Origin of the sequence: Methylobacterium sp. J-030, from assembly GCF_022829545.1 — a bacterium.
Lineage (GTDB): Bacteria > Pseudomonadota > Alphaproteobacteria > Rhizobiales > Beijerinckiaceae > Methylobacterium.
The window spans coordinates 17,066-40,320 of record NZ_JAKSYM010000353.1; the positions used below are offsets into that span (position 1 = coordinate 17,066).

Consider the following 23,255-nt stretch of genomic DNA (forward strand, 5'->3'; position numbering starts at 1 on the left):
GCGGGCGCGCGCGTCCGCGGCGATTCGCGAGACTGCGCAGAGCCTCGCCCGCGGTTCCGGATCCTGCTATGGATGGGGATGCCGTAAGGTGGCTCGGCCGCAGGTTCCGTACCGGCGGTGCGGACGCTCCACGCCCCGCCGCAGAGGCGCTCGACATCCGGGTTCGACATCGTGCGCCTGCCGACGCTCACCGAGATCAAGATCCGCTTGGAACGGGCCGCCCTCGCGTTCGACGCCTGGGTCAATGCCAGCCTGTACGACAGCGGCCGCTCGACCGGCGAGGCCTACGAGCGGTTCCGGCGCTTCATGGGCCGCTTCGCCGTGCGCGGCTGGAAGCGCGTCGTCCTGGATCTCACCAGCGAGGGCGTCACCATCGGCACCGGCGGCGCGGTGCTGATGCTGGCGCTGGCCCAGCCCGCCTTCCAGCTCACCAGCGAGAACTGGCTGAAGCAGCAGGATCTGGCCGTCACCTTCCTCGACCGCTACGGCACCGAGGTCGGCCGGCGCGGCATCAAGCACGACGACTCGCTCAAGCTCGACGAGTTTCCCGACATCATGATCAAGGCGCTGGTCTCCACCGAGGACCGGCGCTTCTACGAGCATTGGGGCATCGACCCGATCGGCACCCTGCGCGCACTCGTGAACAACTCGAAGGGCGGCAACGGCACGCAGGGCGGCTCGTCGATCACCCAGCAGCTCGCCAAGAACCTGTTTCTGACCAACGAGCGGTCTCTTGAAAGAAAGATCAACGAGGCGTTCCTGGCCCTGTGGCTGGAGAGCCACCTCACCAAGAACGAGATCCTGAAGCTCTACCTCGACCGGGCCTATATGGGCGGCGGCACCTTCGGCGCGGTGGCGGCGGCCGACTACTATTTCGGCAAGCCGCTCAAGGACATCAGCCTCGCCGAGGCCGCCATGCTGGCGGGCCTGTTCAAGGCGCCGACCAAGTACGCCCCGCACGTCAACCTGCCGGCGGCCCGCGCCCGGGCGGCGGACGTGCTGCACAACATGGTCGAGGCCGGCTTCGTCACCGAGGGCCAGATCCAGACGGCGCTTCGCAACCCGGCGACGCCGGTGACCCGCACCCGCGACATCACCGCCGACTACTACCTCGACTGGGCCTTCGGCGAGATCAAGGCCATGGCGGATGCCGGCAAGCTCCGCAACGACCGCGTGCTGACCGTGAAGACGCCCCTGGACCTCGCCATCCAGAAGCGCGCCGACGAGGTGGTGGCCGACATCCTGCGCAAGTCCGGCGACGCTATGGATGTCGACGAGGCCGCCATGGTGATCCTCGACCCCGACGGGGCGCTGCGCGCCATGGTGGGCGGCGCGGATTACGGCGAGAGCCAGTTCAACCGCGCCACCGACGCGCTGCGCCAGCCGGGCTCCTCGTTCAAGCCCTACGTCTACTCGGCGGCCCTGGCCTCGGGCCTGTTCAAACCCGACACGGTGGTGGTCGACAGCCCGGTCTGCATCGGCAACTGGTGCCCGCAGAATTACGGCCGCTCCTATGCCGGGCGCGTGCCGATGTGGCTCGCCGTGGCGAAATCGATCAACACGATCCCGATCAAGATCTCGATCGCCCTGGGCAAGGGCATGGGCATCACCCACGAGGCCAAGGCCGCCAAGGCCGGCCGCGCCAAGATCATCGAGACGGCCCACAGGATGGGCATCACCTCGAACCTGATCGACACGGTCTCGATGCCGATCGGCTCGGACGAGGTCACGGTGATCGATCAGGCGGCGGGCTACGCGGTGTTCGCCAATGGCGGCTTCCGCGCCAAGCCCTACGCCGCCATGGAGGTGAAGAATTCCTCCGGCGAGGTGATCTACCGCCACGCCGACGAACCGCCGGACCGGGTGCTGTCGCCCCAGGTCGTGGCCGACATGAACTTCATGCTCAACAAGGTGGTCGAGGAAGGCACAGGCAAGCGGGCCCAGCTCGACGGCGTGAAGGTCGCGGGCAAGTCCGGCACCACGAACGCCTACCGGGACGCGTGGTTCGTCGGCTACACCGGCAATTACGTCGGCGCCGTCTGGTTCGGCAACGACGACCACACCTCGACCAACAAGCTGACCGGCGGCTCGCTCCCGGCCCAGACCTGGCACGACGTGATGGAGCCGGCCCACCAGGGCATCGAGATCAAGCCGCTGCCGGGGCTGAAGGACAGCCCCCGCGCCGCCCAGCAGCAGGCCTCCGGTGGCCCCACCGCCCCAACCGACCCCAACGCCAGCGCCTACGGCAAGCTGTCGCGCCGCTCCTTCGAGGTGATCAGCGGCCTGAACGGCCTGTTCCGCACGGTCGAGCGCGCGCCGTCCGCCGAGCCGCCGAACCGGTCCGGCGCGGGCGACGCGCGGAAGGGCGCGGCCAAACCCGACGACCGCGCCTCGGCCGGACCCCTCGACAGGGCGCGGGCCATGGCCGAGGGCATCCGCGCGCCCGGCGGCTTCGTCGAGGTCCGGTGAGCGCATGAGGGACGCGATCCTAGCGCCCGGCGGCCCGGCCGGCGCGTCCGAGACGGCTCCGCGCCGCGGCGTGATCCGGTTCGTCCGGCACCTGTGGCGCAAGAGTTCGGTGGCGGGGCTTGCGGTCTACGCGATGGCGCTCGGCGGCGCCCTCGGCCTCGCCAGCGCCGACTGGGCGACGCGCGGCGGCTATCCGTTCGGCGGTGTCCAGGTCGGCGCCTGGACGGCCTGGCCGCGCGCCGGCGCCGCGAATGCCGATCCCTACACCCGCGCGGTCAATGCCCGCCGGGGCGAGATCCCGCTGGCGGTGGGCGAAGGCCTGCTCCTGACGGCCGCTCAGGACGATGCCGGTCAGGCGCTCGACGCCGCCTGCACCTACCGGATCGGCGGCGGGACGCCGCCCGCCCGGGCCTGGACCATCACGGTCGCCGGCCGCGGACCCCGGGAACCCGGCCGGCCGTCCCTGCGCGAGGGCTTCACCTCCACCGAGGTTCTGCGCTCGGCCGACGGGCGTTTCGCGGTGGTGCTCGCGCCGGACGCTCAGCCGGGCAACTGGCTCCCGAGCCCCCGGGCGAGCGGGCCGGTGCGGCTGGCGCTGCGGCTCTACGACACGCCGGCCGCCGCCAGCGTCGGCTCCCTCGACCGGTCGTCGGTGCCGGCCATCACCCGCCTGGGATGCGCGTCGTGAGCCTGCGCTTCGTCTACGCCACGCTGCTGGGCCTCGTGCTTGCCGGGATCGTCCACATCGCGGCGGTGCTGGCGATCCCGGTCCTGTCCGAGAAGGACGCCGTCTCGCGCGCCCGGACCAGCGAGAGCCTGGACCATCCGCAGTCGATCTACACGGTGGCGACGGGCGACGACCCCTCCCCGCCCGAAGCGTGGCTGCCGATCCCGGACCCCGCCGTGGCGGTCGGCGTCTGTGCCTACGATCTGTCCGACGGGCCGATGCGCGTCTCGGCGCGGACCGGCTCGCTTTCCCTCTCCCTCGCCGCCCATGCCCGGCGCGGCGCCTTCTACGCGGTGACCGACCAGGCGGCGGTCCGGGGCGCCCTGGACCTCGTGATCCTCACCCGCGCCCAATACGACGAGGCGCTGGCCGACGACGACGAGAACGATCCGAGCCGCGACGTGCGCATCGTGGCGCCGGACACACGCGGCTTCGTGGTGGTGCGGGTGATCGCCAGCCTGCCGAGCCAGCGCCCGGCCGCCAATGCCGCGATCCAGGCGGTCTCCTGCACCACCGACACGGCCACGGACGATGCGCCGGCGGGGAAGGAGTCGTCCGGCAAGGGTGCGGGGCGTTAGCGGATCGTCGCGATCGCATCCGTTCGGCGACCCGCGACCTGCGAAGCGACGTCAACCACCACGCTTCGCCGGATGGTCGGAGGGACCGTCCCGTGCCGAACCCTGATGAGCCCGACGCGTCGAGGTTCGTCCGCGCGAAGGCGCGGCGGTCACCGCGGCTTGGTATCGGTCCATCACGATTCCGTTTGCGCCCGTTCAAACACGCCCTGTGGACGGCAGCCGGCGGCCCGGCGTTCACGGAGTCGTGCTAAAGCCAGCCAGCTCGGCCGGACCGGCCGTGGATTCTGTCGGTGATCCTGAAGGTGGGGCAGTCGAGCAAAGGTTTAGGAGATTGGCTGCCCGATCTGTGCGGTGGCAGGATCGGTCCTCTCCTTGCACTACTTTTGATTGTTGCCGCCCAGCCTGCCACGGCCGAGGATCTCAGCGCCCTGTTCGATCCGAACACGATCGTGTCGGCCGGGGGATTCGTCGGGAGCGGCCCCCGCTTCCAGGGTAGCCGCGAGGCAGGGCTCTGGGGGTTACCCTACCTGTCGTTCCGCAAGGCCGATGAGCCGCGCGAGTGGTGGTCGCCGGACGACGCCCTGGATGCGACCCTCGTCGGACAGGGGCGCGTGCAGGCGGGCGTCGTCCTGGATGTCCGCGATGGCCGCCACTTGAGCGATGACCGACGCCTCGCGGGTTTGCCGCGGTTGCCCGTGACGGTGGGCCTCGGCCTGTTCGGCGAGGTCTGGCCCATCGCCGATACGCTGAGGCTGCGGGCCGAGATCACGCAGGGTATCCGGGCCCATGACGGACTCCTGGCCAAGCTGGGCGCCGATCTCGTGGGCCGGTTCGGCCGCTTCACGCTCAGCGCCGGGCCGCGATTCGTCCACGGGGATGAGGCCGCGATGCGGCTCGACTTCGACGTGCCGGTCGGGACGCCGGTCGTGAACCCGATCCTGAGCCCGTTCCGCGCCGCCGCCGGGCCGCGCTCGGGCGGGGCGACGGCGGCCGTCAGTTACGATTGGACCGAAGCGTGGCAGATCTTCAGTTACGTCCGCTACGACCGGTTGATCGCATCCGCCTCGGACTCGCCGATTACCCGGCGCATCGGCACGCCGAACCAACTCACAGTTGCGGCTGGTGCGATCTATTCGTTTCGTCTGAGCCCGTGACGCTCAACACAGCTCAAATGGCAAGGCCGTCATCGACAGCAGAGATCACGATCCTGTGAAGACTGTTGCCGGTTAGACACATGGACGATTCTTCTCGGCGCAGCCCCGTCGAAGCCGGATTATTTCCAAAATTTTTCTGCTTACTGCTCCGCGTGTAAGTGGAGAGTCCCGTGAAACGCATTCTTCTGACGGGCGCGACCGGATTGATCGGCGGTGCCGTGCTGCACCAAGCGCTCGCGGGCGACGACGACGCGACCTGGGTCTGCCTCGTCCGCTGCGCGAATGTGGACCAGGGTCGCCAGCGCGTCGCCGCGCGCCTGGCGCGGTTCACGGATCCGTTCACGGCCCAGCGCTTGGTGCGCAAGATCGAGATCGTGCCCGGCGACTTCACCCGCGCCGATCTCGATCGGGATCCGCGCCTCGACGCGTGCACGCACGTCCTCCATCTGGCGGCCGACACCTCGTGGTGGGGCGGCGAACGGGTCTTCCGAACCAACCACGATGGCACGCTGGCGCTCGCGCGCCGGGCCCAGGCCATGGCGGGCCTGCAACGGTTCCTGCATGTCGGCACCGCCATGATCTGCGGCGCCGATGCGCCGCGCCTCGTGGACGAGACCGCCTATCCGGCCGCCGCGGCCCGGCACATCGTGGGGTATACCGAGTCGAAGGCGGCCACCGAGGTTTCCCTCGCCGCGCAGTTCCCGGACCTGCCGATCGTCGTCGCGCGGCCCTCCATCGTCGTCGGCCACGCGACGCTCGGTGCCGCGCCGAGTTCAAGCATCCTCTGGGTGCTGCGGGCCGCCGATGCCTTGCGGATGCTGCCCTGCAGCCCGGAGAGCTGCGTCGACATCGTTCCGACCGACTGGGTCGCCGACATGCTGCTCGGCCTGCTGATGAAGCCCGAGCTGAAGCACGATCTCTACCACCTCTCGTCCGGCACGACCGGCCGCACCCGTTGGGCCGACGTGATCGCGGCCTTCGAGACGGCCGACCCGAGCGACGGCGTGCGGGCGTTCCGGCAGTTCGACCTCGATCGGGATCGCCCAGCGCTGCGCAAGCGCTTCGCGGAGGTGTTCGGCCTCGGCGACGCCGCGAAGCGGGCGATGCTGCGCGCCACACGGGCCTACTACGCCTTCTGCGCCCTCGACCTGACCTTCGCCAACGATCGTCTCCTCGCGGAAGGTTTCGAGCCAGCGCCGTCCCTAGCGTCCTACCTGCCGGTATGCCTCGCGAATTCGGGCGCGATCACCGAGCAGTTCGCGGACGACATCGAGATGTTCGCCGCGACGCCGGCTTGCCCGGACACGTCCGCCGACGTGCCGCTGGCGGCATCCGCCTGAGCGGGTTTCGCGGGAATGGCCGCCGGTTCTGCGACGCGAGCCTGCGGCACACCGAAGCTCTGAGCAGACCGAGCGTCGGCCTGCCCACGGGGCACGACTGCGCTCGATGGTCGGGGCATCGGGCGATCCGACCCAATCACCTCATCCCGAGGTGACCGCGAAGCGGGCCTCGAAGGTGAGCGCCAACCGGCCGCGCGATCCCTGGAGGCCTCCTGCGAGGCCTCCGCTGCGCTTGGGCCGCTCGGGATGAGGTCGTGGGATGGACGGCCGATCAGAGGCTTCCTGGTCTTGGGTCACGTACCGTGTGGCCTGCCGATGCTGGTCCGCTTAGGCCCCCGCCGGGCTGCGTCGCCACAACGCCTGCGGGCGGGCTCGGGCGTCGGGCCAAGGGTTCCGCCCGGCCCGTTCGGACGCCGCCGGCCGGGTCCTCCGGACCTCGGGCCTCCGCGGCCTGACCGCCGCCCGCCGCGCCCGCTCAGTCCTTGACCACCAGCGGCCCCGCCTGGGCGACCGGCAGCGGCGCAGCCTCCAGCCCGCACCGGGCGGCGGCATCCGCGGGCAGGAGCGGGTCGAGCAGGTTGCGGCGGGCCGCCAGCATCATCAGGGTGCGCTCGGCCGAGACCGATTCCTGCGCCGGCGCGGCGGCGAACAGGTGCTCGAGGGCGAAGCGGTAGCGGGCGAGCCGCAGGCCGGCCTCGATCCGCACCCAGGCGATCAGGCAGCGGTTCTCGGCGACGCGCCGGGCGGCGTCCCGCACGTCGGCCGCGTCGAGGGTCTTGGCGAAGGGCAGGCTGCGCAGGCGCGCGGCATCCGCATCGATCACCCGGGCGGCCAGCGCCGTGAACAGCGGGATCAGCCGGGCATCCGCGGTGGCGTCGTCGCCGAGCTGCCGGTAGCGGGAGACCGGCGAGCGGGAAGGCTCGGCGGTCAGGGCGCCGTAATAGGCGTCGATCTCCTCGAAGCGCCAGGTCGCCGGCATCGCGTGGGCGCTGGCGAGGCCGAGCAGCAGATCCTGAAACGCCGCGAAGGTGCTGGCGGGCTGCACGAACCGCCACGCGCGGTCGCGCAGGGCCTGCTCGTCGTCGGTGAGCCCCGAATCGAGCAGGAGCCGCCCGCGGTCATGGGTGCTGAAGCTGCCGGTCGTGTCGATCAGCCCGTTCCAGACGCCCGTCCGCGGCCGTCCGAAATCGCCGCTCTGCGTGCAGGCGGCGAGCAGGACCAGCGCCGCGCAGGCGGTCAGCAGGCGGGCCGGGCGGCCGCATCCTCGGCCCGGGATCGGGGCGCCGTCTGGCAGGTCGCGTCGCCGCGCGGGCATCCCCCCGATCGCCGTCAGGACGCGAGGCGCTCGTAGCGCACGCCGAGGAACAGGAGGATCTCGCCGCGGGGCTCGCCCGAGCGCGGGATCCGGCGGGCGCGGCCCGCCTCGGGGCCTGGGAAGGGAATCACGATGGCGTGCGCGGCCGGCGCGGACTCGCCCATTGCACCGACCCGGGTGCGTGGGCGGTCGGCGATCTCCTGCGGCTTGAAAGGCGTCATGGTCTCCGGCTCCTGTCGGCTGTCCGAGCATCCGGCCCGGGCCCAGCGAGGGCGTCGGCAAGGGCTACGCAGGCAATCCATCACGGGGTGGTTAACGGACTCTTTCCGGTTGGCGAGCCGGTATCGGGCCCTTGGTCGGGCCCCTCGGAATGGGTTGGCGCGCGAATTGCTAACCTTCCTTCGCCCATGGCGGGCGTTTCCTCCCTTCGACTTGCGGCCCTGCCCGGATCCGGGTGGGGCCCTTTCTTATCGGGGGCTCCGGCAGGCTGCGGGATCCGGCGCTGCGGCCCGGCGGCCACACTGTTCCGCAGCCAGGCTGCGACGGTGCTGCGCGGCACTCCGTCGAACCCGCGGCGCTTGCCTACCGCCCGGCGCGACCGATATGGCGGATGCGGGTGGAGGGGGGACCGCCGCATCGGTTCTCCGCCCGAACGAGATGTGAGGACACCGCTGAATGCGACTGGTTCCGGAACGATCCCTGCGTGCCTTCCGCCGCCGCGGGCTGCCTGCGCTGGCGCTGCTCGCGCTCGCCGCCAGCCCCGCCTACGCCCAGCGTGAGGACCAGGGCCTGCAGCTCGGCTGCGCCAACGACTACTTCCGCCTCTGCGCCGGCGTCGATCCGAACAGCCCCGACGCCGACAAGTGCATGGTGCGCAACCGCAAGCGCCTGTCGCCCGAGTGCCGCGCGGCCATCACGAGCTACGACAAGCGCACGGGCAGCAAGTCGCTGTCCGACGATTGAGCGCGCGTCCGATCGTGATGCGCACCGCGGGCGAGGGGCGTTTCGCATGAGCCTGACCGTCGCCGTTCAGATGGACCCGATCCAGAACATCCGGATCGCGGGCGACACCACCTTCGCCCTGCTGCTGGAGGCCCAGCGGCGGGGCCACACCCTCGTGTACTACACCCCGGACCGCCTCTCGATGCAGGGCCGCCGGGTGACGGCCCGGGTCGAGCGGCTGACCGTCCAGGACGTCGAGGGCTCGCACTTCACGCTGACGCCGCCGGAGCGGATCGACCTCGCCGAGGCGGACGTGGTGCTGATGCGCCAGGATCCGCCCTTCGACATGGCCTACATCACGGCCACCCACATGCTGGAGCGGATCCATCCGGACACGCTCGTGGTCAACGACCCCTTCGAGGTGCGCAACGCCCCGGAGAAGCTGTTCGTCCTCGACTTCCCCGAGCTGATGCCGCCGACCCTGATCAGCCGCGACAAGGCGGAGATCGAGGCGTTCCGGCTGGAGCACGGCACGGTGGCGATGAAGCCGCTGCACGGGCACGGCGGCGCGGCCGTGTTCAAGGTGACCGAGAAGGACCCGAATTTCGGTTCGATGTTCGACCTGTTCGCCACCACCTTCCGGGAGGCCTGGGTGATCCAGCGCTACCTCGACCGGGTGACCGAGGGGGACAAGCGCATCATCCTGGTCGACGGCGTCGCGATGGGGGCCGTCAACCGCGTGCCGGCGGCGAACGACATCCGCTCCAACATGGTCCGCGGCGGCGCCGCCTCGGCCTCCGAGCTGACCGAGCGCGAGCGCGAGATCTGCGCCACGATCGGGCCGGAACTGGCGCGCCGGGGGCTGATCCTGGTGGGGATCGACGTGATCGACGGCCACCTGACCGAGATCAACGTCACCTCCCCCACCGGCATCCGGGCAATCCGGCGGCTCGGCGGGCCGGATCTCGCGGCGGCGGTCTGGGACGCGATCGAGGCGCGGATCGCGGCGCGCAAGGGGGTGTGATCCGCGGGATGGACTCCCGCGCTCACGTCTCCGCCCGCGGCGTCGCGCTGAGTTCGGCCCAGTCGAACTCCTCCTCCAGCAGGTAATAGGCGTCGTCGCCGATCCGGCCGCTGCGTCGCAGGGCCAGGACTGCGTCGCGGGCCGCCTCGACGGCCCGGCGCCGGGCGGCATCCGCCGGCAGGCTCTCCGGGGCGCGCCCCTCCTCGTGCTCCTCGGCCTCGGCGAGCGCCGCGCGGAACTCGGCCCGCAGGGCGTCGGTCGCCGGCTCGTCCTCGGCGTCCGCGAGCGACTCGAGCGCCGCCTTGTAGGCGGCGGCCCGGGCGCGCCCGGTCTCGCGGCCCACCGGATCGTCATCCTCCAGCCTCAGGTGCGCCAGGAGCGGGCGCAGGGTCAGGCCCTGCACCACGAGCGTGCCCAGCACGGTGACGAAGGCCGCGACCACCACGAGATCCCGGCGGGGGAAATCGGCGGGCAGCGCCAGGGCGGCCGCCACCGTGACGATGCCGCGCATCCCCGCCCAAGAGAGCGCGAGCCCCGGGCCGAGCCGGGCCGGAGCCCCCGCCTGCCGCAGGCCGAAGCCGCGCAGCCCCGTGGTCGGCATCACCCAGGCGAGCCGGGTCACCACGACGGTCGCGAAGGTCGCCGCCGCCAGGATCAGGGCCTGCCACGCATCCGCCCCCGACAGCCGCTCCCGGATCGGATCGATCTGGATGCCGATCAGCACGAAGGCCAGGACGTTGAGCACGAACACCGCCGTGTCCCAGACCGCGTAGGAGATCACCCGGGCGCGGGGCGCCGTGACGCCGGGCGCCTTGCGCGCGACCGTGACCGCGAAGGCCACGATCATCAGGACACCCGACATCTCCAGCCGCTCCGCCGCCAGCCAGATCCCGAACGCGACCACGAACTGCATCACGATCGCGCTCGCCGGATCGGTGACGTGCCGGGTCAGGGCGACGAAGAGCAGGCCGAGGCAGGGCCCGACGACGAGGCTCGCGACCACGCCGAGCAGGAAGGCCGGCGCCACCTCGGTGGGATGGAAGCTGCCGGCCATCGCGGCGGCGACCGCGAGCCGGTAGATCAGCAGCGAGGCGGCGTCGTTCAGCAGGCTCTCGCCGCGCAGGATCGTGGCGAGCCGGTGGGGCATCGGCGCGTGCTTGAGCACCGCCAGCGCCGCCACCGCGTCGGGGGGCGCCACCACCGCGCCCAGCACGATGCAGGCGGAAAACGGCATGTCGGGCACGATCAGGCGGGCCACGATCGCCACCGCGAGCGTCGTCACCACCACGGCGCCGACCGCGAGCCCGAGCACGGGCCGCCAGTTCACCCTCATGTCCCGCACCGAGGCGTCGAAGCCGGCATCCAGCAGGACCGGGGCCAGGAACAGAGCCAGGGCGAGTTCGGGATCGAGCCGCAGGTTCGGCACGCCGGGCACGAAGGCGAGGCCGATGCCCCCCAGCGCCAGGAAGGCCGGATAGGGCGCCCCCAGCCGCCGCGCCAGCCCCGCCAACAGGACGGCGCCGAACAGGACGCCGACGACCCACTCGAAGATCTCCATATCGTCGAAAGACCTGGCGCAGCGCGACCGTTCCCGGTGCGACCCGGCGGCGTGGGATCCTTGAAGCCAAGTCGGACCCCCGCCCTTTGCAGGCGGCGCGGGCTCGCCTAACCCTCTGCTGACGCATCAAGGACCCGCCATGCCCGAGACGCCCGTCTTCTCAACCGCCGCCGTCGCCGCGCCGCACAGCCTCGCCGCGCAGGCCGGCCAGACCGTGCTGGCCCAGGGCGGCAACGCCATCGAGGCGATGGTGGCGATGGCCGCCTCCATCGCGGTGGTCTACCCGCACATGAACGGCATCGGCGGCGACGGCTTCTGGCTGGTGCGCGAGCGCGGCGGCCGGGTGCGCGGCATCGAGGCCTGCGGCCCGGCCGGGCGCCTCGCCACGATCCAGCGCTACCGCGAGAAGGGGTATGACGCGATTCCGGCCCGTGGCCCCGACGCCATGGTGACGGTGGCCGGCGCGGTCGGCGGCTGGCGCCTCGCCCTGGAGCTGGCGCGGGCGCTGGGCGGTCGCCTGCCCCTGGAGACGCTGCTGGCGGATGCGATCAAGCAGGCGCGGGAGGGCGTGCCGGTCTCGCCCTCGGAGGCGCGCTACGTGCCCCAGGAACTCGACACGCTCCACGACGCCCCGAATTTCTCCAAAACCTTCCTGAAGGAGGGCAAGCCCTATCCCGCGGGCGAGATCCGGGCCCTCCCCCGGCTGACCGCCACGCTCGAACAGCTCGCCCATGCGGGCCTCGGCGACTTCTACCGGGGCGATATCGGCCGGGAGATCGCCACCGATCTGGAGCGCCTCGGCGCGCCGGTGACCCGGGCGGATCTCGAAACCTTCGTGGCGGTCGAGCGGGCGCCCCTGTCGATCCGCCGCCGCGACGCGACGCTCTACAACTTCCCGCCCCCGACCCAGGGACTCGCGGCGCTGCTGATCCTCGGGATCTTCGACCGGCTGAACATCGCGGAGCCGGAGACCACCGCCCACTACCACGGCCTGATCGAGGCGACGAAGCGGGCCTTTGCGATCCGCGACCGGGTGGTCACCGACTTCGACCGCCTGCGGCACGACCCGGCCGCCTTCCTGGCGCCGGAGCGCCTCGCCCGCGAGGCGGCGCTGATCGACAGGGGCCGCGCCGCCCAGGTGCCCCTGCCCGAGCCCGGCCACGGCGACACGGTCTGGATGGGGGCGATCGACGCGGACGGGCTCGCGGTCTCCTACATCCAGTCGGTCTACTGGGAATACGGCTCCGGCACGGTGCTGCCCACGACGGGGATCTGCTGGCAGAACCGGGGCATGTCGTTCTCCCTCGACCCGAAGGCCGTGAACCCGCTGGAGCCGGGCCGGCGCCCGTTCCACACGCTGATCCCGGCGCTGGCCGCCTTCGACGACGGGCGGGTGATGAGCTACGGCAGCATGGGCGGCGACGGACAGCCGCAGTTCCAGGCCCAGATCTTCACCCGCTACGCCGATTACGGGATGGGGGTGGCCGAGGCCGTCGACGCCCCGCGCCTCCTCTACGGCCGGACCTGGGGGGCGCCCTCGCTCAGCGTGAAGGTGGAGGACCGGTTCGATCCGGCCTGCATCGCGGCCCTCGGGCGGCTCGGCCACGAGATCGAGGAACTCGGCGGCGCCTACATCGACTCGCTGGGCCATGCGGGGATGCTGGTCCGCCACCCGCGCGACGGCCGGATCGAGGCCACGCACGATCCGCGCTCGGATGGCGGCTCGTCTGGGCTGTGAGGGGGGATGGAGCCGCTGCGCGGCGAGTCCTGTGCTGGGTCCCGTGTCGCATTCCGCTGACGCTGCATGCGCCCGGGAAAGGGTGTTGCGTTTCATCCTGCACCACCCCCTTTCCCGGACAGGTGGAGCGAAGTGGAACCTGATCCGGGACCCAGCACAGGAAGTGCCGCGCAAGCGGCTCGAAACCAAACCGGAAGCGACTCACCCAGCCTGAACCAGCCAGCACGCCGCCCGCAGGTGCACTTTTCCGCCCGCCGCGTGTCGGCGCAGGGCCTCCGTCACCGCCGCCTCGGCCCGCGCCCGGAGATCCGGCCCGGCCTCGCGGACGAGGTGGGAACTCGGGCCGAGGTTCAGCGCCACATGGGCCGCCGCCTCGGCGGCCGCGGCGTCGGTCTCGCCCCGGCCGAGGACGACGTCCCGGTCGAGCGGTTCGCAGGTGATTGTCCCGAACCCGGCACCCCGCAGCAGCGCGCCGAGCGCGTCCGCATCCGCGAAGCGGAACGGCCCCGGGGTATCGGGGGTCGGGGGCGGCGGCATCTCCGGCAGCAGGGGCATCACGGCCTCGCGCGGCACCTGCACCCACAGGTTCTCGGGGAGCGCCCGCCAGCACAGGAAGGTCAGGCTTCCGCCCGGCCGCAGCATCCGGCGGATGTTGCTGAAGGCGCGCGGCGAGTCCGGAAAGAACATCACGCCGAAGCGGGACAGGGCCGCCTCGAAGAGGCCGAGTTCCGCCTGCTCCACGTCGGCCTCCACGAAGGTGACCGCGGCGCCTCCGGGGGCTTCCCCACCAAGGCGATCCCGGGCGACCGCGAGGAGCGGCGCCGAGATATCGGCCCCGGTCACGCGGCCGGCGGATCCGACCCGGCGCGCGGCCTCGAGGGTCGTCGCGCCCGAGCCGCAGCCGATATCGAGCACCGTGGCCCCGGGTTTCAGCCCCGCGCGGTCGAACAGGGCCTCGGTCAGCGGCGCGAACGTGGCGTCGAGCACCGCCTGATTGCGGGCCCAGCGCGTGCCGACCTCGCCGTTCCAGTACTCGGCCTGGGTGATGCCGCCCGCCATGGTTCGATCCTCCCTCAGGCCGTGGTGGCCGCCACCGACAGAGCGGGCTTGTGGTTCAGGGTCTGGAACACCACGCAGTAGCGCTCGGTGAGCTTCAGGAGCTGCGCCAGCGTCTCCTCCGAGGCATCCGTATCCAGCTGGAAGAACAGGCGGATGTTGCGGAACCCGACTGGCGCCTCCTTGTCGACGCCGAGCGTGCCGCGGAAGTCGAGATCGCCCTCGGCGCTGACCGTGCCGGAGCGCAACGGGATCTCCAGCGCGGTCGCCACGGCCTTGAGCGTTACGCCCGCGCAGGCGACCAGTGCCTCCAGCAGCATGTCGCCCGAGCACAGTTCCATCCCCGAGCCGCCGGTCGCCGGGTGGAGCCCGGCCTCCGCGATCGCCCGGCCGGTCTCGACCTTGCAGGCGATCTTCGTGTCGTCGAGGGTGCCCTTGGCCTTGAGGGTGATGACCGCCGCATCCGGCGCGCTGCGGTACTTGTCCTTGATCGGAGCCTGCAGGGCTCGCAGCGCGGTGGCGTCCATGGCGTCGTCCTCTCGATGATGCGGCCCGATCTCGGCTGCGCCGGATCGGGTTCTTGCTGTGCGAAGCGTCTTAGCAGGTTGCCGCGAAACCCTCACCGTCTTTGCGAGCGGCGCGAAGCAACCGAGGGCCGCGCGATCTCGGAGGTCATGGCGCGACACGGGATGGCTTCGCTCCGCTCGCCAAGACGAAGGGGTCGAACGGTTCGGCGCGCGACTTTCGAGGCAACCCGTTGGAGCAGCGTGGAGAAGTGTCGGCGCGGTGGACGGAAAGCGCGCAGGCTCAACCGATCAGGGCCGCTACCGCGTCGGCGAGGCCGTCGACCTGTGCTTCATCCTGGGCCGCCGAGAAGGCGACCCGCAGCCGTGCGGTGCCGGCCGGCACAGTCGGCGGGCGGATCGCCACCACGAGGTAGCCCTGCGCCTCCAAGGCCGCCGAGATGTCGAGCGCGGCTTGCGCTTCGCCGACCAGCACCGGTACCACCGCGCTCTCGGCCTCGGGCAGGCCGAGGCGGGCGGTGAAGCGCCGGGCGAGGGCCAGCGGCCGGGCGCGCCGCTCCGGCTCTTCCCCCAGGATCGCCAGGGACTCCAGCGCGGCGGCGGCCGAGGCCGGCGGCAGGCCCGTCGTGTAGACGAAGCTGCGGGCGCGGCTCACCATCAGGTCGATCACCGGCCGCGAGGCGCAGAGATAGCCGCCGTAGGAGCCGAGCGCCTTCGACAGGGTGCCCATCTCCAGGGGCGCCCGCGGCCCATCCTCGACGACGCCGATCCCGTGGGCATCGTCCACCAGCGTCCAGGCATCGTGGTCCTGCGCGACGCCGAGGATGTCGCCGAGCGGCGCCCGATCGCCGTCCATGCTGAAGACCCGCTCGGTGAGCACCAGGGCGCGGCCGTGCCGGGCGCGATTCGCCGCCAGCGTCGCGGCGAGATCGGCGGGGTCGTTGTGCCGGAAGGTGAGCACCCGCGCCCCGGACAGCCGCGCCCCGGCCCACATGCAGGCATGGGACAGGTCGTCCAGCACGACGAGGTCGTCGCGGCCGGCCAGCGCCGGGGTGATGCCGAGATTGGCGAGATAGCCGCTCCCGAAAACCAGCGCCGCCTCGGTGCCCTTGTGGCGCGCGAGCCGCGCTTCCAGCGCGCCGAGATAGGGATGGTCGCCGGTCACGAGGCGGGACCCGCCGGCCCCTGCCCCGTAGGACGCCGCCGCGGCCTGCGCGGCCGCGATCACGCGGGGATGGTGCGAGAGCCCGAGATAATCGTTGCAGGAGAACGAGACCAGCGCCCGGCCCCGCCGCGCCGCCGCCGCGCCGGTCCCGCGCTCGGTCGGCACGAGGCGGCGGCGCAGGCTGCCGGCGTCCAGGGCGTCGAGTTTCGTACGGGCGAAGGCGTCGAGGCTGTCCATAGTGCCGTGATGGGGCCGGCTGTCCCGGGGAAGTCAAGGCAACAGACGCCCCAGCCTCGCCGCCTAGGGGACGATCCGGTGGCTGTTGCCAGACCCGAGGGTTTTTCGATCATGCCGCCGTGTGCCGAGCGTCGCCGTCACGAAAATGAACAGGCCGGCAGCGAGCGCCAGGATCGGTCCCAGGGCCATGAGATAAAGGTCTGACCAGCTCATTCCCGTAGGCTCCCGAGCAGGTACCGAGCTGCCAAATGTAAGATGCCGCCCGTCACAAGCCAAGCGAGCGCGAACAGCGTGGTTGGCAACGCACCGCGGGCGGCCGAACCGGGGACGTCGAAGGAAATGGCAGCCAGCGGCGTGATGAAGCCGGCGGCGATCGATGCCAGCGCAGTCCCGTTCAGTGCGGTCGCCGAGAGCTTCGTCCGTTCGTTGTGGATCAGGCTCATCGTCGTGTGGATCGATCGGGAATCGGGTGTGATGCGGCGGCACGATAGCCGAGCGGCGCGCGCTTGACCCACCCACCCCGGACACGCATCCCAACGGCATGTCGTTCGACCGCTCCCGAACCCATCTCTGGCGCCCCTACACCCAGATGCGCCACGCCGCCCCGCCCCTGGAGGCGGTGGCGACCCAGGGCAGCCGCATCGTCCTTGCCGATGGCCGCGAACTCGTGGACGGCATCGCCTCGTGGTGGACGGCGGTCCACGGCTACAACCATCCCCACATAGGCGCCGCTGTCGCCGATCAGCTCGCACGGATGCCGCACGTGATGTTCGGCGGCCTCACCCATCAGCCGGCCGAGCAGCTGGCGGCCCGGCTCGCCGCCCTGCTGCCGGGCGATCTCGACCACGTTTTCCTAAGCGATTCGGGCTCGGTCGCCGTCGAGGTCGCGCTCAAGATGGCCGTTCAGATGTGGCTCAACCGCGGGGTGAGCGGCCGCACGAAGGTGCTCGGCTTCCGGGGCGGCTATCACGGCGACACGATGGGGGCGATGTCGGTCTGCGACCCCGAGGAGGGCATGCACCGCCGCTTCGGCGCCTACCTGCCGACCCAGATTTTTTGTGACCTGCCACGGACCCAGGCCGAGACCGGAGCGCTCGACGCGACGCTCGCGGCCCATCACGAGACCCTGGCGGCCGTGATCGTCGAGCCGCTGGTCCAGGGGGCGGGCGGCATGCGCATGCACCCGCCCGAGGTGCTGGCCAATGTGGCGCGCCTCGCCCGGCGCCACGGCCTGCCGCTGGTCGCCGACGAGATCTTCACCGGGTTCGGCCGCACAGGCACCCTGTTCGCCTGCGAGCAGGCGGGAATCGTGCCCGATATCCTGTGCCTGTCGAAGGCGCTCACCGGCGGCACGATAGCGCTCGCCGCCACCATTGCCCGCACGGAGGTGTTCGCGGCCTTCTGGTCCGACGACCCGGCGGCCGCGCTGATGCACGGTCCGACCTTCATGGCCAATCCGCTGGCCTGCGCCGCAGCCAATGCCAGCCTCGACCTGTTCGAGACCGAGCCGCGCCTCGCCCAGGCCCGCGCCATCGAAGCCCGGCTCGCGGCCGGCCTCGAACCGCTGCGGCGCGTGCCCGGCGTCGCGGATGTCCGTGTGCTCGGTGCCATCGGGGCGGTGCAGTTCGCGCAGGCGCCCGACCTCGCCGCCCTCAAGGCCCGGCTGCTCGACCGGGGCGTCTGGGTGCGGCCGTTCGGTGACATCGTGTACCTCACGCCCGCGCTGACCATCGGGGCGGCGGACCTCGATCGACTGATCGAGGCGATCACCTTCGTGGTGGCGGAAGGGGTGTCGGCGGCATCCTGAGCGCAGGAGGCCGCCTGTCAGCGGCCGGGAGAGCGGGCTGCAACCCGAGGCCGTTTCTGCCGTTGGGCCTAAGGCTGAAGACGCGTGCGGCGGCCCTCGCAGCCGGACGTTGCCGGAGGGAGTGCACAGTGGCGGGTGAGCAGACGGGTTCGGGTGGGAATCGGCCGGTGATCCTCCTCGTCGAGGACGAGGCGTTGACGATCATGGACCTCGGCGATGTCTTGGAGGAGGGCGGCTACGACACCGTCCAATGCGCCTCCGCGGAGCGGGCGCTTAGCATACTCCAGGCGCGCCCGGACATCTGCGGGCTGGTCACGGACGTCCAGCTCTCGGGCAAGACGGACGGATTCGACCTCGCCAGCTCGGTCGCGGAGGCGCGGCCGAACCTGCCGATCCTGATCGTGTCCGGCCGGGCGGCCCCCGACCCGGCCCGCATGCCCGGGCACGCCGACTTCATCGCGCGGCCCTGCACCGGCCAGGACATTCTGGATCGTCTCCAACGCCTCATGCATTGCTGACCGGTCGTCGGCGCGAACCCGTCATCTCACCGTCACCGGCCGCGGCCACAGGGTCCTGGGCGGTCGGCGACGGGAGTGGATCGTGCAGACTCTGGATCTCCCGGCGGCCGCCGGCACAAACGCGGGCGCTCCGGTGGGCGACAAGCAGAAACGAGATCGACAGGACGGCGAGGCGGCGGCCCAGGAGCTGACGTCCAAGAAGATGCGGCCGCCCGGCATCCGGAGCGTCGGCTGGGCGCTGGTGCAGGCGGCGCGCCTGCATCGCGCCCGGACGGGCGACCGCCTGGCCAAGCTCGGCCTGTTCGCTGGGCAGGAGCAGGTGGTGCAGGCTCTGGCCAGCGCCGGGACGATGACGATGGGTGACCTCGCCACCCTCCTCCGGGTGCGGCCGCCCACGGCCTCGAAGACCGTGACCCGGCTCGCCGCCCTCGGCATCGTCGAGCGCCGGGCCGAATCGGGCGACGGCCGCGTGGTGCGGGTCCAGCTGACGCCGGCCGGTCTCGCGAAGGCCGAGGCCATCGAGCAGATCCAGGCGGAAGTCGAGGCGGAACTGCTCGACAACCTCGACAAGACCGACCGCCGCCGGCTCCGCAAGCTCCTGCGCAAGGCCGCCCGCGGCCTCGCCGAGGCGGCGGGCGCCGCCGGCGAGTCCACCGACGTCGATGCCGAGATCGAGGCCGAGGTGGAGGACGAGGTCGAGGCGCTGCCGGCCTGACGCGCGCGCGTCCGAAGCCGGTTAGCGTTGGCAGGCCACACGGTACGCGACACAGGACAGGGATGCCTCCGAGCGGCTGTCCCACCCAACCCCCTCACATCCTGGGCGCCGGTGCGGAGCGCAGACCTCGTGGGAGCCCGCCAGGGATGGCGCGGTTGGCTGGAGCCCTCCTTCGAGGCCCGCTGACGCGGGCACCTCAGGATGATGGGGGCGGGTGGGATCATGCGATCAAGCTGTCACCGCGTGCTGTCGTTTACCGCTGGCCGGCCGACGCTTCGTCCGCTCACGTCCCGGGTGGACCGCAGGGTCTCGTCGCAAAACCGACGGCCACTATCGCGAAACCCGTGTCACCATACAGGCAATACAGATTTGGTGCGCGTTGCCGGGACGGTGGGCGCCTTGCGCTCGGCTTCGCTGCTGGCCCGTCTCGCCGGACGAGACATTCGCAGCGCCAGCACTCTTCGTCACCTCGATGTTGCAATGATGTGACGTTGCCGGACTGCGTCTTGGACCGGGACGTTCCCCGATTGCGTCCCCGCTGTGGAACGGCAAGATGAAATGATATAACACTATGTGAATCTCGATGTCCGCGTCGCACCGCTTCGGCCTTCTCGCCAGCACGATCCTGCCGTCGGTCTTCTGCACGGCCCTGCTGGCGACATCCACGGCACGGGCCCAGCAAGCCGTCGCCCTCGACGAGATCAGCGTCACCAGCCCGAGCCCGATCCAGCCAACGCGGGCGGCGGTGGCGGCCGATGCCGTGGTGCCGGTCGGCGTGCTGCCGGTGGCCACCAATACGTTCTCGCCCGTCACGGTGGTGACTCAGGAGCAGATCGCCCGCGATCAGCCGCGCACCCTCGGCGACGCGCTGTTCGACCGGCCCGGAATCTCCGGCACGACCTACGCGCTGGGGGCCGCTTCGCGGCCGATCATCCGCGGCCTCGACAACGCCCGGGTGCGCATCCAGGAGAACGGCATCGTCAACGGCGGCGTCTCAGACCTCGGCGAGGACCACGCCGTGCCGGTGAACCCGCTGGTCGCCGACCGGATCGAGGTGATCCGCGGCCCCGCGACCCTGCGCTACGGCTCGGGCGCCATCGGCGGCGTCGTCTCGGCCGACAACAACCGGGTACCGACCTTCATCCCGGCGAACGGCATTCAGGGACAGGTGACCAGCGGCTTCTCCAGCGTCGACAACGGCCGCCTCGGCGCCGCGACGGTGGATGCCGGCCGCGACGGCATCGCGGTCCATGCCGACGGGTTCAAGACCGCCAACGACAGTTACGCGATCCCCGGCGGGATCCAGCGCAACTCCTACAACGAATCGCAGGGCGGCGCGGTCGGCATTTCGGCGATCGGCGACCGCGGCTTCGTCGGCATCTCGTTCAGCCATTACGACGCGGTCTATGCGATCCCCGGCGGCGTGGCCGAGCAGGACCGCACCCGCCTCACCCCGAACCAGGACCGGGTCCTGTCCCGGGGCGAGTACCGCCCGCTCGACGGGTTCTTCGAGGTGATCCGCTACTGGGCCGGCTACTCGGTCTATCGCCACGACGAGGTCGGCTTCGGCGAGGACGGGATCGAGGGCGTCCAGGCGATCTTCAAGAACCGCGAGGCGGAAGGCCGCCTGGAACTCCAGCACGTCCCGGTCTTCACCGCGTTGGGCAAGCTCACCGGCGCGCTCGGCTTCCAGTCGGACCGGCGCGTGATCAACACGCAGCTCGAATCCTTCCTGCCCCAGACCGAGTCCCGCGCCAACGCGGTCTACCTGTTCGAGGAGTTGGAACTGCGCCCCGGCACGCGGCTCCAGGCGGCGGGACGCTACGAGGTCGACCGGCTGTCGAGCACGGCCGCTCAATTCCCCTCGGACTATGTCCCGGTCGACGGGCAGGAGCCGTTTCAATACGCCCGGACCCGGCGGTTCGCCCCGAAGAGCGCCAGCGTCGGTGCGCTGCAGGACCTGCCCTACGGCTTCGTGGCGAGCCTGACCGGCTCCTATGTCGAGCGCGGGCCGACCGGCTACGAGTTGTTCTCACAGGGGCCGCACGATGCCACCGCGACGTTCGAGATCGGCAACCCGGACCTCAAGAAGGAGCGCGCCCGCACGGTGGAGGCGAGCATCCGCCGGGCCGAGGGGCCGTTCCGCCTGGACGCCACCGGCTACTACACGCGCTATACCGGCTTCATCTACCGCAACTACACCGGGCTCACCTGCGACGACGATTTCGCCTCCTGCGGCACCGGCACCGACAACCGGCAAATCGTCTACCAGCAACAGAACGCCACCTTCTACGGCACCGAGATCATCGGCCAGGTCGACCTCGTGCCGGTGGGCAACGGGTTTGCCGGCATCGAGGGGCAGTTCGACTTCGTCCGCGCCAAGTTCGACGACGGCACCAACGTGCCGCGGATCCCGCCCTACCGGCTCGGCGGCGGCGTCTACCTGCGGGCCGACGGCTGGTTCGCCCGGGTGAACCTGCTCCACGCCTTCAGCCACGACGCCACGGCGTCGTTCGAGACGCCGACCCCAGGCTACGACGACCTGCGCGCCGAGTTGAGCTACACGAAGGCTGTCGATCCCAAGGTCTACGGGGCGAGCGCGATCACCCTCGGGGTGCAGGGGCGCAATCTCCTGAACGACGACATCCGCAACGCGACCTCCTTCAAGAAGGATGAGATCCTGCTGCCGGGCCGGAACGTGCGGGTGTTCCTGACGGCGCGGTTCTGAGGCGCACGATGCCGTAGGCGGCCGACGCGATCGGCCTGCCCGCGGTGATCTCCGGGACGGTTGGTTCAGCCTGCCGGTACCGGAGCGAGGTTTGCCGCGAGGTCGACGCTTCCGCGCCAGCTCCACCGGCCTCGATCATGCACCGAACCATCGCGTCATGGCTCGGTCGAAGGCCGCCTCGTCGGGGGCGGCGGCGCTGGCCCAGGCGACGATCCCGTCGGGCCGCACGAGCACGGCTTGCAAGCCGAGCCGGTCCCGCGCGTCCGCCGCGACATAGCGCACCCCCGTGGATCGCCGTTTCGCGAGGGCTTGGAGCGACGGGCTGGGGTCGAAGTCCAGGACCAGGCCTTTGCCGTCGCTCAACAGGTCGCCGACGCGCCGGCCGTCGCTCAGCGCGAGATCGGGAACGCTGCACCCGATCAGCGGATGAGCGCCGCCGAGATCGTAGCGGAGCGAGACGCCCCAGACCCGCTCGGCGAAGTAGGTTGCGCCGTCCGGCGTCTCGATGAGGTCGCGGATAATGGCTTCGAGCGCGCGGGCGCTTCGGCTCGGCCGCATCAGCGCAACCTGGGCCCGCGACCAGTCGAGGACGCGCACGCCGACCGGATGCCGCTCGCAGGCGTAGCTGTCGAGGAGGCCCGCCGGCGCATCGCCGCGGATCGTGGCCGCGAGCTTCCAGCCCAGGTTCATCGCATCGCCGAGCCCGAGGTTGAGACCCTGTCCGCCCAGCGGCGCGTGGATATGCGCGGCGTCGCCGGCCAGCAGGACGCGGCCGCTGCGATACGCGCTCGCCTGGCAGGCACGGTCCGTCCAGGTCGTGGCGCGGTCGAGCCTCGTCACCGTGAGATCGGTGCCCGAGATCCTGCACAGGACCGCCTCGACATGCGCGCGCGTGATCGGCGCGGAGCGATGGAACGCACCCCCGTCGAAGTCCGCCATCGCGACCGTGCCGGGCGGCGTGAACAGGTACATGCCCTGCGCGGTGTAGTGACGGCCGGGCTTGAGTGCGTCCGCGTCGGCCAGTTCGGCCTGAACGGAGTAGCCGGTGAATTCCGGTTCGGTTCCGGCGAAGCCGATCCCCGCCGCCTTGCGCACCGCGCTGCGGGCGCCGTCGCAGCCGACGAGCCAGCGGCCGCGGAACGCCGCGCCGCCCGCCTGGACGGTGACGGACTCATCCGCCTGGGCGAAGCCCTCGACGCCCTTGCCCCGCAGGATCGCGACGCCCGACGCCTCCGCGCGCTCGGCCAGGACGGCTTCGATGCGCGCCAGTTCCACGGCAACGCTGCTGACCGGACCGGGCAGGCGGTGCGGCCAGCGGGCGGTGTCGATCCGGTCGTGGAAGAACGGGATGCCGGCGAAATGGCCGCCGGGCCGGCGTGACTGCGTCATCCAGTGCGCCGTCCCGGGCGTGGCGCGGCCGGCCGCGTGCGCCTCGATCGCGTTCAGCAGACCGCGCCGGTCGAGGCTCTCGATCGTCGGGACCGACAGGCCGCGGAGTCCGAACGGCGCGTGCTTCAACGGTGAGCCGGGATCGTGCGCCTGTTCGAGGACCAGCACCGAACAACCCGCCAGCGACAATTCGCAGGCGAGGAACAGGCCGACGGGCCCTGCGCCCGCAATGATCGTATCGTAGAGCGTCGATGATGCGGGCATGGCTGGG

At 71.3% G+C, this 23,255-nt stretch carries 21 protein-coding genes; 12 read left to right on the forward strand and 9 right to left on the reverse strand.

Translation table 11 applies throughout. The annotated features are described in order from the left end of the window. The first annotated feature begins 171 nt into the window (after positions 1 to 171). The 5 genes from MKK75_RS28200 to MKK75_RS28220 all read left to right on the forward strand — a co-directional run bounded on the left by MKK75_RS28200 (position 172) and on the right by MKK75_RS28220 (position 6,268). Entirely contained in the window at positions 172 to 2,469 is a 2,298-nt protein-coding gene (locus MKK75_RS28200; protein WP_244045826.1) for a transglycosylase domain-containing protein, read from the forward strand. Positions 2,470 to 2,473: 4 nt separating this feature from the next. Further along, a complete protein-coding gene (locus MKK75_RS28205) occupies positions 2,474 to 3,157 on the forward strand; it encodes a DUF1214 domain-containing protein (RefSeq protein ID WP_244045793.1) in 684 nt (227 codons plus the stop codon). Continuing rightward, positions 3,145 to 3,774: a hypothetical protein gene (locus MKK75_RS28210; RefSeq protein WP_244045794.1), complete on the forward strand. Its 630-nt coding sequence runs from the start codon at positions 3,145 to 3,147 to the stop codon at positions 3,772 to 3,774. The genes MKK75_RS28205 and MKK75_RS28210 overlap by 13 nt, the downstream gene beginning before the upstream one ends. 383 nt (positions 3,775 to 4,157) lie before the next feature. Next, entirely contained in the window at positions 4,158 to 4,928 is a 771-nt protein-coding gene (locus tag MKK75_RS28215) for a MipA/OmpV family protein (RefSeq protein WP_244045795.1), read from the forward strand. A 170-nt stretch (positions 4,929 to 5,098) separates the two neighbouring features. Further along, positions 5,099 to 6,268, forward strand: a complete 1,170-nt coding sequence (locus MKK75_RS28220) for an SDR family oxidoreductase (RefSeq protein ID WP_244045796.1) — start codon at positions 5,099 to 5,101, stop codon at positions 6,266 to 6,268. 475 nt (positions 6,269 to 6,743) lie between these two features. Here MKK75_RS28220 and MKK75_RS28225 read toward each other — a convergent pair whose 3' ends face one another. Both MKK75_RS28225 and MKK75_RS28230 read right to left on the reverse strand, forming a co-directional pair. Continuing rightward, positions 6,744 to 7,583 carry a hypothetical protein gene (locus tag MKK75_RS28225; RefSeq protein WP_244045797.1) on the reverse strand — a complete coding sequence of 280 codons (840 nt, stop codon included), beginning with the start codon at positions 7,581 to 7,583 and terminating at the stop codon, positions 6,744 to 6,746. Between the two features lie 14 nt (positions 7,584 to 7,597). Beyond that, positions 7,598 to 7,804 (reverse strand): hypothetical protein, encoded by a 207-nt coding sequence (locus MKK75_RS28230; RefSeq protein WP_244045798.1) that lies wholly within the window; start codon positions 7,802 to 7,804, stop codon positions 7,598 to 7,600. Positions 7,805 to 8,258: 454 nt separating this feature from the next. Here MKK75_RS28230 and MKK75_RS28235 point away from each other — a divergent pair, with 454 nt between their 5' ends. Beyond that, positions 8,259 to 8,546 (forward strand): hypothetical protein, encoded by a 288-nt coding sequence (locus tag MKK75_RS28235; RefSeq protein ID WP_244045799.1) that lies wholly within the window; start codon positions 8,259 to 8,261, stop codon positions 8,544 to 8,546. A gap of 46 nt (positions 8,547 to 8,592) precedes the next feature. Next, a complete protein-coding gene (gene gshB / locus MKK75_RS28240; protein WP_244045800.1) occupies positions 8,593 to 9,549 on the forward strand; it encodes a glutathione synthase in 957 nt (318 codons plus the stop codon). A 22-nt stretch (positions 9,550 to 9,571) separates the two neighbouring features. Here the strand turns inward: gshB and MKK75_RS28245 are convergent, their stop codons facing one another. Further along, a complete protein-coding gene (locus tag MKK75_RS28245) occupies positions 9,572 to 11,107 on the reverse strand; it encodes a cation:proton antiporter (protein WP_244045801.1) in 1,536 nt (511 codons plus the stop codon). Positions 11,108 to 11,246: 139 nt separating this feature from the next. On the opposite strand from MKK75_RS28245, the gene MKK75_RS28250 reads away from it, so the two are divergent. After that, positions 11,247 to 12,845: a gamma-glutamyltransferase family protein gene (locus MKK75_RS28250; protein WP_244045802.1), complete on the forward strand. Its 1,599-nt coding sequence runs from the start codon at positions 11,247 to 11,249 to the stop codon at positions 12,843 to 12,845. A 201-nt stretch (positions 12,846 to 13,046) separates the two neighbouring features. On the opposite strand, the gene MKK75_RS28255 is transcribed toward MKK75_RS28250, so the two are convergent. The 5 genes from MKK75_RS28255 to MKK75_RS28275 all read right to left on the reverse strand — a co-directional run bounded on the left by MKK75_RS28255 (position 13,047) and on the right by MKK75_RS28275 (position 16,270). Next, positions 13,047 to 13,904: a class I SAM-dependent methyltransferase gene (locus MKK75_RS28255; protein WP_244045803.1), complete on the reverse strand. Its 858-nt coding sequence runs from the start codon at positions 13,902 to 13,904 to the stop codon at positions 13,047 to 13,049. Between the two features lie 14 nt (positions 13,905 to 13,918). Next, positions 13,919 to 14,428, reverse strand: coding sequence for an OsmC family protein (locus MKK75_RS28260; RefSeq protein WP_244045804.1), 510 nt, complete (start codon positions 14,426 to 14,428; stop codon positions 13,919 to 13,921). Positions 14,429 to 14,708: 280 nt separating this feature from the next. Further along, entirely contained in the window at positions 14,709 to 15,827 is a 1,119-nt protein-coding gene (locus MKK75_RS28265; protein ID WP_244045805.1) for an aminotransferase class I/II-fold pyridoxal phosphate-dependent enzyme, read from the reverse strand. 63 nt (positions 15,828 to 15,890) lie between these two features. Further along, complete coding sequence (locus MKK75_RS28270) at positions 15,891 to 16,040, reverse strand: hypothetical protein (protein WP_244045806.1); 150 nt, start codon at positions 16,038 to 16,040, stop codon at positions 15,891 to 15,893. Further along, complete coding sequence (locus MKK75_RS28275; RefSeq protein WP_244045807.1) at positions 16,037 to 16,270, reverse strand: hypothetical protein; 234 nt, start codon at positions 16,268 to 16,270, stop codon at positions 16,037 to 16,039. The genes MKK75_RS28270 and MKK75_RS28275 overlap by 4 nt, the downstream gene beginning before the upstream one ends. A gap of 98 nt (positions 16,271 to 16,368) precedes the next feature. Here MKK75_RS28275 and MKK75_RS28280 point away from each other — a divergent pair, with 98 nt between their 5' ends. The 4 genes from MKK75_RS28280 to MKK75_RS28295 all read left to right on the forward strand — a co-directional run bounded on the left by MKK75_RS28280 (position 16,369) and on the right by MKK75_RS28295 (position 21,595). After that, positions 16,369 to 17,634 carry an adenosylmethionine--8-amino-7-oxononanoate transaminase gene (locus MKK75_RS28280; RefSeq protein ID WP_244045808.1) on the forward strand — a complete coding sequence of 422 codons (1,266 nt, stop codon included), beginning with the start codon at positions 16,369 to 16,371 and terminating at the stop codon, positions 17,632 to 17,634. A gap of 128 nt (positions 17,635 to 17,762) precedes the next feature. Next, positions 17,763 to 18,152, forward strand: coding sequence for a response regulator (locus tag MKK75_RS28285; protein ID WP_244045809.1), 390 nt, complete (start codon positions 17,763 to 17,765; stop codon positions 18,150 to 18,152). An 82-nt stretch (positions 18,153 to 18,234) separates the two neighbouring features. After that, positions 18,235 to 18,867 (forward strand): MarR family winged helix-turn-helix transcriptional regulator, encoded by a 633-nt coding sequence (locus MKK75_RS28290; protein WP_244045810.1) that lies wholly within the window; start codon positions 18,235 to 18,237, stop codon positions 18,865 to 18,867. A 583-nt stretch (positions 18,868 to 19,450) separates the two neighbouring features. Further along, entirely contained in the window at positions 19,451 to 21,595 is a 2,145-nt protein-coding gene (locus tag MKK75_RS28295) for a TonB-dependent receptor (RefSeq protein WP_244045811.1), read from the forward strand. Positions 21,596 to 21,730: 135 nt separating this feature from the next. On the opposite strand, the gene MKK75_RS28300 is transcribed toward MKK75_RS28295, so the two are convergent. Next, positions 21,731 to 23,248, reverse strand: coding sequence for an FAD-dependent monooxygenase (locus MKK75_RS28300; RefSeq protein ID WP_244045812.1), 1,518 nt, complete (start codon positions 23,246 to 23,248; stop codon positions 21,731 to 21,733). Positions 23,249 to 23,255: the final 7 nt, after the last annotated feature.